Here is a 1,400-nt window from a genome sequence, read left to right on the forward strand (position 1 = left end):
GTGCCGTCCGGCTCCGCGTCCGGGGCCTGGTCCCTCAGCCGGCGGTCGTCAGGCGCAGGCGGTCCCCGACGGCACGGGCGACCGGCCACGCCGCACTGGCCGTCGTCCCGGCGACCGTCACGGTGGCCTCCGGCCCGTCCCCCGCACTCGCCGGGCGGTGCGCCGACCAGAACGAGACGCCCGCGTCCTCGCCCTCGAGCTGCACGACGCCGGGCGCCTCGGGCGGCAGCCACACACCGAGCCCGTAGGCGTACGCGCCGTCGTCCGTCGTGGCGTGCGGCGCGGTCGCCTGTGCGACCAGCTCGGGCGGCAGGATCCGGCCGCCGAGCAGCGCGTCCCAGAACCGCTCCATGTCCGCCGCGGTCGTGTACGCACCGCCGTCGCCGCCCGCGACCACCGGCAGGTGCAGCACGTGCGAGCGCCACGCGTCGCCGACCCGCACGTAGCCGATCGCCGCGTCGGCGGGGAGCTCGTCGGAGCGCAGGAAGTCGGTGCGCGTCATGCCGGCGGGGCGCAGGACGCGCTGCCGGACGAGGTCGTGGAACGGGACGCCCGACGCGCGCTGGGCCAGGAGGGACAGCAGCACGAACGCGGCGTTGCGGTACTCGAGCGGGCCGCCCGGGGCGCGCTCCGGGACGACCCGTCCCAGCACCGGCAGGTAGTCCTCGGGCGAGACGAGCGTGTGCACCGGCACGTCGAGCAGGTACGCGTCCTCGTCGGCGTCGTCGTCGATCACGTCCGAGAGGCCCGACGTGTGCGACAGCAGGTGCTCGAGCGTGACGTCGTCGGGGATCGCCGGGAGGTCGTCGCCCAGCAGGTCACGCGCGGTCGTCGTGAGGCTCAACGTCCCGTCGGCGACGAGGGTCAGGACCGCGAGCGCCGTGAACCCCTTGCTGCCCGACGCCATCGGCATCCGGTCGTCGGGCGTGAGCGGCCGCCCCCAGCGCCGGTCGACGACGCCCCACACGCGTTCGAGGAGCATCTCGCCGTCGACGCGGACCCGGACGACGCCCGCCGCCTCGCGCGGACCGCCCTGCTCGAGCGCCTCGTCGACCAGCGTGTCCAGCTCCGTCTCCGACACCGCGTGCACGTCGTTCATCCTCGGAGCCTACGGACCCGTCAGCCCGTGCCGCCCACGCGGCGGCTCAGGTCGGCGGCGGCGCGCTGCGCGGCACGGGCGAGCTGCTCGGCGGTCGCGTCGTCGGCGTCGGTGCGCGCGAACGTGACCGCGAGCCCCGCGATGGGGTGGCCGGTGTGGTCGTGGACCGCGACGCCGACGGACGCGAAGCCGGGCGTGACGTCGCCGTCCTCGGACGCCCAGCCCCGGCGACGGACCTCGACGAGGACGTCGCGCAGCTCGGCCGGGCGGCTCGGTCCGAGGCCCGTGCGGTCGACGAAGG

General features: G+C 76.4%; 2 protein-coding genes. Both read right to left on the reverse strand.

The window, feature by feature from the left end; all coding sequences use genetic code 11:
* Window positions 1-34: 34 nt before the first annotated feature.
* The gene (locus tag HGA02_RS19275; protein WP_168681002.1) at window positions 35-1,099 is read right to left on the reverse strand and encodes a serine hydrolase domain-containing protein; all 1,065 of its coding nucleotides are present in this window, start codon (window positions 1,097-1,099) and stop codon (window positions 35-37) included.
* Between the two features lie 20 nt (window positions 1,100-1,119).
* A partial coding sequence (locus HGA02_RS19280) for an IclR family transcriptional regulator domain-containing protein (RefSeq protein ID WP_281357229.1) occupies window positions 1,120-1,400 on the reverse strand: 281 nt, incomplete at its 5' end.

Source organism: Cellulomonas septica (genome assembly GCF_012396155.1).
GTDB classification, from domain to species: domain Bacteria; phylum Actinomycetota; class Actinomycetes; order Actinomycetales; family Cellulomonadaceae; genus Cellulomonas; species Cellulomonas septica.

Bases quoted from the DNA above. Each gene is read 5' to 3' on its own strand.
- HGA02_RS19275 (WP_168681002.1), bottom strand. From the start codon at position 1,099: ATGAACGACGTGCACGCGGTGTCGGAGACGGAGCTGGACACGCTGGTC.